The following is an 8,428-nucleotide window of genomic DNA, read 5'->3' as shown; positions in this document are numbered from 1 at the left end:
CGGTAGCCCAGCCTGTCGGCGACCTCGCGGACGTGGCGGCGGGTGGCGTCCGGGAGTCGGCCCTTGCCGTTGAGCGCGTCGGAGACAGTCGTGATGGAGACCCCGGCGGCGGCGGCCACGTCCCGGATGCCTGCCCGGCCCTGCCGGCTTCCCCGGGTCTGTGCCCGGCTCACCTGGTGCTTCCCTGCTGCTGTCATGGCGAGCCGATAGTAGGGCGATGAGGGGCGGTCGGGACGGCCGCATATGCAGGCATTGACAGGCACGTTTCTGCATGATCGAACAGGCGCAAGAGGCAGTGAATCGAAGGTAGTTGAGCCTTCTGCCGTGTGATCTGGGGTCATCGAGCGGCATAGGCCTGGCGAGGGGGCGAGGTCTCGAAGAGGTCTCAACTCACCTCTACGGGGGATGCGCGCCACGGCGCCCGCCACCGGCGCACGCCACCCGTTTGCGCGCTCCCCCTCTGTTCGGCCGGGATCGGCGCCGTATCCACAGCGTGTCCCTCCTGTTGTCCACAGCCCATTCGCAGCGGCGGCGAATCCTCTTAAGGTGAGGAGTATTGGCGGTACGGACGGTCGAGGAGGCCACACTGTGAGCGAGACCAGCGGGACGAGCACCGGCAGCCCCAAGCTGCGCGCCGAGCTGGACGGCGTCCCCACCTACAAGCCGGGCAAGCCGGCCGCCGCGGGCGGGGCCGTGGCCTTCAAGCTGTCCTCCAACGAGAACCCCTACCCGCCGCTGCCGGGGGTCATGGAGACCACCCTCGCCGCCGCCGCGAACTTCAACCGCTACCCGGACATGGCCTGCACCGGGCTGACGGAGGAGCTGGCGAACCGCTTCGGCGTGCCCGTCTCCCATCTGGCCACCGGCACGGGCTCGGTCGGCGTCGCGCAGTCGCTGCTCCAGGCCACCTCGGGCCCGGGCGACGAGGTGATCTACGCCTGGCGCTCCTTCGAGGCGTACCCGATCATCACGCAGATCAGCGGGGCCACCTCGGTGCAGGTGCCGCTGACCGAGGGCGAGGTGCACGACCTCGACGCGATGGCCGAGGCGATCACCGACCGGACCCGGCTGATCTTCGTCTGCAACCCCAACAACCCCACGGGCACCGCGGTGCGCCGGGCGGAGCTGGAGCGCTTCCTGGACCGGGTGCCCTCCGACGTCCTGGTCGTGATCGACGAGGCGTACCGGGAGTTCGTCCGCGACGCCGAGATCCCGGACGGCATCGAGCTGTACCGCGACCGGCCGAACGTGGCCGTGCTGCGCACCTTCTCCAAGGCGTACGGCCTGGCGGGGCTGAGGGTCGGTTTCGCGGTCGCCCACGAGCCGGTGGCGGCGGCGCTGCGCAAGACGGCGGTGCCGTTCGGCGTGAGCCAGCTGGCGCAGGACGCGGCGGTGGCCTCCCTGCGGGCCGAGGACGAACTGCTCGGCCGGGTCGGCTCGTTGGTGGCCGAGCGTGAGCGGGTCCATGCGGGGCTCGTGGCCCAGGGCTGGACCGTGCCGGACACCCAGGCGAACTTCGTCTGGCTGCGGCTCGGCGAGCGGACCATGGACTTCGCGGCGGAGTGCGAGCGGCACGGCGTGATGGTGCGGCCGTTCGCGGGCGAGGGCGTGCGCGTCACGATCGGTGAGTGCGAGGCGAACGACCTGTTCCTGAAGGCGGCGGAGGGCTTCCGCAAGGCCTGATCAGCTCTGTACGAGCTCCACGCGGATCGGGTCGCCGTCCCTGACGGTGGCCAGGATCCGCGGGTCGCCGTCCAGCGCGCCCAGCAGGTTGCAGGGGCTCGCGAGCCGGCATTCCTCGCCCCGGGAGATCGGCGTCGGACCGTAGGGGAGGGCGAGTGCGTCGCCGTCCGTCCAGAACGCCACCGTGCCCGGCTCGACGACCTGCTGGGCGTCGGACTCGAGCGCGGCGGAGACCGGCGTGTCGAAGTAGACCTCCTCGCCCCAGGTGCGGGCGGTGGAGACGATCGGGAGAGCCCCCACGAGCGCTTTGCTCGTGGGGGTTTCGTCGATGGTGGCCGTGGTGTGGCCGGCGGGCCATGAGATGCGGATCCGAAGGGTCATGCCTCGGATTCAACAATATGTTGAAGGGTCCTGGGAAGAGAGGGCCTTCGAGTAGGCGTACCCCGCTCTTACGTACGGATTTCGTATGAGCCATAATGCTTGTGAATGTGAACGCGTTCACAAGCGTGTCCTGCTTCCTCCCGGTTTGGGGGGAACCCGCCAGGCAGACTGCCCGCTGTGACCACGTCGAGTAAGGAGAAGACGACGTGAACCTAGCTTTGGCGCCGGAAACACTGGCGCGCTGGCAGTTCGGCATCACCACCGTCTACCACTTCCTGTTCGTGCCCTTGACGATCTCGCTTGCCGCGCTCACCGCCGGCATCCAGACCGCCTGGGTCCGCACGGGCAAGGAGAAGTACCTCAGGGCGACGAAGTTCTGGGGCAAGCTCTTCCTGATCAACATCGCCATGGGGGTCGTGACCGGCATCGTGCAGGAGTTCCAGTTCGGTATGAACTGGTCCGACTACTCCCGGTTCGTCGGTGACATCTTCGGCGCCCCGCTCGCCTTCGAGGCGCTCATCGCCTTCTTCTTCGAGTCGACCTTCATCGGTCTGTGGATCTTCGGCTGGGACAAGCTGCCGAAGAAGATCCACCTCGCCTGCATCTGGATGGTGTCGATCGGCACCATCCTCTCCGCGTACTTCATCCTGGCGGCCAACTCCTGGATGCAGCACCCCGTGGGCTACCGGATCAACGAGGAGCGCGGCCGGGCGGAGCTCATCGACTTCTGGCAGGTGCTCACGCAGAACACCGCGCTCACCCAGTTCTTCCACACGATCACTGCCGCGTTCCTGGTCGGCGGCGCGTTCATGGTGGGTATCTCCGCGTTCCACCTGGCCCGCAAGAAGCACATCCCGATCATGCGGACCTCGCTGCGGCTCGGCCTGATCACCCTGATCATCGCCGGACTCGGCACCGCCATCAGCGGTGACCTGCTCGGCAAGGTCATGTTCAAGCAGCAGCCGATGAAGATGGCCGCCGCCGAGGCGCTCTGGGACGGCGAGGCGCCCGCGCCCTTCTCGGTCTTCGCCTACGGCGACGTCGAGAAGGGTCACAACACGGTCGCCATAGAGATCCCGGGTCTGCTGTCCTTCCTCGCGAACGACGACTTCAGCTCGTACGTCCCGGGCATCAACGACGTGAACAAGGCCGAGCAGGAGAAGTTCGGGCCCGGCGACTACCGGCCCAACATCCCCGTCGCCTACTGGGGCTTCCGCTGGATGATCGGCTTCGGCATGGCTTCGCTGGGCGTCGGCGTCATCGGCCTCTGGCTGACCCGGAAGAAGTTCATGCTGGCGCCGGGCATGAGGACCGGTGAGGACGAAGTGCCGAATCTGGTCCTGTTCAAGCGGAAGGCGCTCAGCCCCCGCCTGGGCAAGTGGTACTGGATCATCGCCCTCTGGACGATGGCGTTCCCCCTGATCGCCAGCTCCTGGGGCTGGATCTTCACCGAGATGGGCCGTCAGCCCTGGGTCGTCTACGGCGTGCTGCGCACCCGTGACGCGGTCTCCCCCGGTGTCTCCCAGGGCGAGGTGCTCACCTCGATGATCGTCTTCACCACGCTCTACGCGATCCTCGCCGTCGTCGAGGTCAAGCTCCTCGTCAAGTACGTCAAGGCAGGACCGCCGGAGCTCACCGAGGACGACCTCAACCCGCCCACCAAGATCGGCGGGGACTCACGCGACCCCGACCGCCCGATGGCCTTCTCGTACTGAGGCTGAGGAGATCGAGGCATGGAACTCCACGACGTCTGGTTCGTACTCATCGCCGTCCTCTGGATCGGCTACTTCTTCCTCGAAGGCTTCGACTTCGGGGTCGGCGTCCTGACCAAGCTGCTCGCTCGGAACCGGGCCGAGAAGCGGGTCCTCATCAACACCATCGGACCCGTCTGGGACGGCAACGAGGTGTGGCTGCTCACCGCCGGCGGAGCGACCTTCGCCGCGTTCCCCGAGTGGTACGCGACGCTGTTCTCCGGCTTCTACCTGCCGCTGCTGATCATCCTGGTCTGCCTGATCGTCCGGGGCGTCGCCTTCGAGTACCGCGCCAAGCGGCCCGAGGAGAACTGGCAGCGCAACTGGGAGCAGGCCATCTTCTGGACGTCGCTGATTCCCGCGATCCTCTGGGGCGTGGCCTTCGGCAACATCGTCCGGGGCGTGAAGATCGACGGCGACATGGAGTACGTCGGCGGCTTCTGGGACCTGCTCAACCCGTATGCGCTCCTCGGCGGCCTGGTCACGCTCACCCTCTTCACCTTCCACGGCGCGGTCTTCGCCTCGCTCAAGACGGTCGGTGACATCCGGGGGCGGGCGCGGGCGCTCGCGCTCAAGCTGGGTCTGGTGACGGCCGTGCTCGCCCTGGGCTTCCTGATCTGGACCCAGGTCCACACGGGAGACGGCTGGAGCCTCGCGGCGATGCTGGTCGCCGTGGTGGCGCTCGTCGGGGCCATCGCCGCCATCAAGGCGGGGCGCGAGGGCTGGTCGTTCGCGCTCTCGGGTGTCACGATCGCTGCGGCGGTGGCGATGCTCTTCCTGGCCCTCTTCCCGGACGTCATGCCCTCCTCGCTGAACCCCGCGTGGAGCCTTACCGTGACGAACGCGTCGTCGAGCCCGTACACGCTCAAGATCATGACCTGGTGCGCGGCGATCGCGACCCCGTTGGTGCTGCTCTACCAGAGCTGGACCTACTGGGTGTTCCGAAAGCGCATCGGTACGCAGCACATCGCCGAAGCCCACTAGCCGGCACTCGGCAGCCGACGCTCACTAGAGGGGCATGTTTCACGTGAAACCGATCGATCCGCGCCTGCTCCGGTACGCCAGGGCCACCCGTCTCTTCCTGATCGCGGTGGTCGCGCTCGGGCTCGTCGGAGCGGCGCTGGTCATCGTCCAGGCGATGCTCATCGCCGAGATCGTGGTGGGCGCCTTCCAGAAGGCCCAGTCGGTTTCCGATCTGACCACGCCCCTGCTGCTGCTCGCCGGAGTGGCGGTGGCACGGGGGCTGGTCTCGTGGCTGACCGAGCTCGCCGCCCACCGGGCGAGCGCGGCGGTCAAGTCCGAACTCCGCGGCCGGCTCCTCGGCCGCGCGGGCGCCCTCGGACCGGGGTGGCTCAGCGGGCAGAAGGCCGGTTCGCTGATCGCCCTCGCCACGCGGGGCGTGGACGCGCTCGACGACTACTTCGCCCGCTATCTGCCGCAGCTCGGCCTCGCGGTCGTCGTGCCGGTGGCGGTCCTGGCCCGGATCGTCACCGAGGACTGGGTCTCGGCGGCGATCATCGTCGTCACGCTGCCGCTCATCCCGGTCTTCATGATCCTCATCGGCTGGTACACCCAGGCCCGGATGGACCGGCAGTGGAAGCTGCTCTCGCGGCTCTCCGGTCACTTCCTGGACGTGGTCGCCGGCCTTCCCACGCTCAAGATCTTCGGTCGGGCGAAGGCCCAGGCGGAGTCGATCCGCGCGATCACCTCGGAGTACCGCCGGGCGACGATGCGGACCCTGCGGATCGCCTTCATCTCCTCGTTCGCCCTGGAGCTGCTCGCGACCCTGTCGGTCGCGCTCGTCGCCGTGACCATCGGCATGCGGCTCGTCCACGGCGAGCTCGACCTGTACACCGGGCTCGTCATCCTGATCCTGGCCCCCGAGGCCTACCTCCCGCTGCGACAGGTGGGGGCGCAGTACCACGCGGCGGCGGAGGGCCTCGCGGCGGCGGAGGAGATCTTCGACGTCCTGGAGCAGCCGGTACGGGACGGTGGCACGGCGTCCGTGCCGGAGTCCGTACGGCTTGAGCTCGACCGCGTGACCGTGCGTCATGCGGGACGCGACGAGCCCTCGCTCGACGCGGCGACGGTGACGGTCGAGCCCGGCGAGACGGTGGCCCTGGTCGGGCCGAGCGGGGTCGGGAAGTCGACCCTGCTCGACGTCGTGCTCGGGTTCGCGGTGCCGGAGGAGGGCGGTTCGGTACGGGTCGGGGGCGTCGACCTGGGGTCGATGGACCTGGAGGAGTGGCGGGCCCGGATCGCCTGGGTGCCGCAGCGGCCGTATCTGTTCGCGGGGACGGTCGCCGAGAACGTCCGGCTCGCCCGGCCGGACGCCTCCGACGAGGCCGTACGGGACGCTCTGCGGGACGCCGGGGCGGACGGGTTCGTCGCGGGGCTGCCGCAGGGGCTCGACACGGTCCTCGGCGAGGACGGCGCGGGACTCTCGGCGGGGCAGCGGCAACGGCTCGCGCTCGCCCGGGCCTTCCTGGCGGACCGGCCGCTGCTGCTGCTCGACGAGCCGACGGCGGCGCTGGACGGTTCGACCGAGGCGGGGGTGGTGGAGGCGGTGCGGCGGCTTGCCGCGGGGCGCACCGTCTTGCTGGTCGTGCACCGGCCCGCGTTGCTCGCGGTGGCGGACCGGGTGGTGAGCCTTGGCGGCGCACAGCCCGCTCCGTTTCACGTGGAACATTCGCCCTCGACGAGCCCGGTCGTGCAGACGTCCACCGCCGGCTTCGTGGCCGAGGGAACCCCCACGAGCCCTGCTGGACAGGTGCCCGTGGCGTCCTCGTCGGTGCTCGCGCGGGTGCGCGGGATGGCGGGCGAGCTCAAGGGGCGGATGGCGCTCGCGCTGCTGCTCGGGAGCCTGGCCCTCGGGTCCGCCGTGGGGCTCATGGCCGTGTCCGGATGGCTCATCTCGCGGGCCTCCGAGCAGCCGCCCGTGCTCTATCTGATGGTCGCCGTCACCGCCACGCGGGCCTTCGGCATCGGCCGCGCCGTCTTCCGGTACGCCGAGCGGCTCGTCTCGCACGACGCCGTCCTGCGGATGCTCGCCGACCTGCGGGTCTCCGTCTACCGGCGCCTGGAGCGGATCGCTCCGGCCGGACTGCGCCGCACCCGGCGCGGTGACCTCCTCGCGCGGCTCGTCCAGGACGTCGACGCGCTCCAGGACTACTGGCTGCGCTGGCTGCTCCCCGTGGGCGCCGCACTCGTCGTGGGAGCCGGCTCCGTCGGGTTCACCGCCTGGCTGCTGCCCGAGGCCGGAGCCGTCCTCACCGTCGGCCTGCTCGTCGCCGGCGTCGTCGTACCGGCGGCCGGCGGGGCTCTCGCCCGCCGAGCCGAGCGGCGGCTCGCCCCCGCGCGCGGCGCCCTGGCCACCGCCGTCGCCGATCTGCTGCGCGGCTGCGCCGAACTGACCGTGGCCGGTGCGCTCCGGGGCAGGATCGAGCGGGCCCGGGACGCCGACCGCACCCTCACCTCCATCGCCTCCCGGCAGGCCGCCGCCACCGGGCTCGGCGCCGGGCTCTCGGCTCTGGTCTGCGGCCTGACCGTCGCGGCCGCCGCGCTCGTCGGCGTCCAGGCCGTACGGGACGGGCGGCTCGACGGGGTGGCCCTCGCGGTGGTCGTCCTGACCCCGCTGGCCGCCTTCGAGGCCGTGAACGGGCTTCCGCTCGCCGTCCAGTACCGGCAGCGCGTCAAGCGCAGCGCCGAGCGGGTCTTCGAGGTGCTGGACGCCCCCGTCCCCGTACACGAGCCGGAGACGCCCGCCGCTCCCCCGGCGAGCCCGTTCCCGCTGGAGCTGGCCGGGCTCTCCGCCCGGCACGCCGGGCAGCAGCGGCCCGCGCTGGACGGCTTCGCGCTCACCCTGGAGGCGGGGCGGCGGGTAGCGGTCGTCGGCGCCTCCGGCTCCGGCAAGACCACCCTCGCCCAGGTGCTGCTCCGCTTCCTGGACGTGGAGCAGGGCACGTACCGGATCGGCGGCGTGCCGGCCCGTGAGCTCGACGGCGACGCGGTCCGGCGGTTCGTCGGCCTCTGCGCCCAGGACGCCCACCTCTTCGACAGCTCCGTCCGCGAGAACCTGAGGCTCGCCAAGGTCGGGGCGGACGACGAGGAGCTGCGCGAGGCGCTGCGCCGGGCCCGGCTGCTCGACTGGGTCGACGGGCTGCCCGCCGGGCTCGACACCCTCGTGGGCGAGCACGGCTCGCAGCTCTCCGGCGGCCAGCGGCAGCGCCTCGCGCTCGCCCGGGCGCTCCTCGCCGACTTCCCGGTGCTCGTCCTCGACGAGCCCGCCGAGCACCTGGACCTGGCCACCGCCGACGCGCTCACCGACGACCTGCTCCGGGCCACCGAGGGCCGCACCACCGTCCTCATCACCCACCGGCTGCACGGTCTCGACGCCGTCGACGAGGTGGTGGTCCTCGACGAGGGCCGGACCGTGCAGCGCGGCCCGTACGCCGAGCTCGCGGTCGTGGACGGCCCGCTGCGGCGGATGCTGGAGCAGGAGCGGGAGACCGACCTGCTCGCCACGGCAGGGAGCTGAGTCGCGCATGACGGTGAGGCGGCGGACGTCCTCGGAGGCAGGCCGACTTTTCTCGCCAAATCGGACTTACTAGGCT

Annotated in this window: 6 protein-coding genes; 4 read left to right on the top strand and 2 right to left on the bottom strand. The window is 70.5% G+C overall.

Features of this window, described 5'->3' with window-relative positions:
- A partial coding sequence (locus ABT041_RS19245) for a LacI family DNA-binding transcriptional regulator (protein ID WP_351185855.1) occupies positions 1 to 197 on the bottom strand: 197 nt, incomplete at its 3' end.
- 391 nt (positions 198 to 588) lie between these two features.
- Between ABT041_RS19245 and hisC the strand changes: the two genes are divergently transcribed.
- Complete coding sequence (hisC, locus tag ABT041_RS19240; RefSeq protein WP_351185852.1) at positions 589 to 1,683, top strand: histidinol-phosphate transaminase; 1,095 nt, start codon at positions 589 to 591, stop codon at positions 1,681 to 1,683.
- On the opposite strand, the gene ABT041_RS19235 is transcribed toward hisC, so the two are convergent.
- Positions 1,684 to 2,064: a cyclophilin-like fold protein gene (locus ABT041_RS19235; RefSeq protein ID WP_351185849.1), complete on the bottom strand. Its 381-nt coding sequence runs from the start codon at positions 2,062 to 2,064 to the stop codon at positions 1,684 to 1,686.
- 206 nt (positions 2,065 to 2,270) lie between these two features.
- Here ABT041_RS19235 and ABT041_RS19230 point away from each other — a divergent pair, with 206 nt between their 5' ends.
- Genes ABT041_RS19230 through cydD form a run of 3 tightly spaced genes read left to right on the top strand, consistent with a single transcriptional unit; the run spans position 2,271 to position 8,352 of the window.
- Positions 2,271 to 3,779, top strand: a complete 1,509-nt coding sequence (locus tag ABT041_RS19230) for a cytochrome ubiquinol oxidase subunit I (protein WP_351185846.1) — start codon at positions 2,271 to 2,273, stop codon at positions 3,777 to 3,779.
- An 18-nt stretch (positions 3,780 to 3,797) separates the two neighbouring features.
- The gene (gene cydB, locus ABT041_RS19225) at positions 3,798 to 4,799 is read left to right on the top strand and encodes a cytochrome d ubiquinol oxidase subunit II (RefSeq protein ID WP_351185843.1); all 1,002 of its coding nucleotides are present in this window, start codon (positions 3,798 to 3,800) and stop codon (positions 4,797 to 4,799) included.
- A 43-nt stretch (positions 4,800 to 4,842) separates the two neighbouring features.
- Positions 4,843 to 8,352, top strand: coding sequence for a thiol reductant ABC exporter subunit CydD (gene cydD / locus ABT041_RS19220; protein WP_351185840.1), 3,510 nt, complete (start codon positions 4,843 to 4,845; stop codon positions 8,350 to 8,352).
- Positions 8,353 to 8,428: the final 76 nt, after the last annotated feature.

This window comes from Streptomyces sp. NPDC002825, from assembly GCF_040295385.1.
Classification (GTDB): Bacteria; Actinomycetota; Actinomycetes; order Streptomycetales; family Streptomycetaceae; genus Streptomyces.
This window is presented reverse-complemented; position numbering and strand designations above follow the sequence as displayed.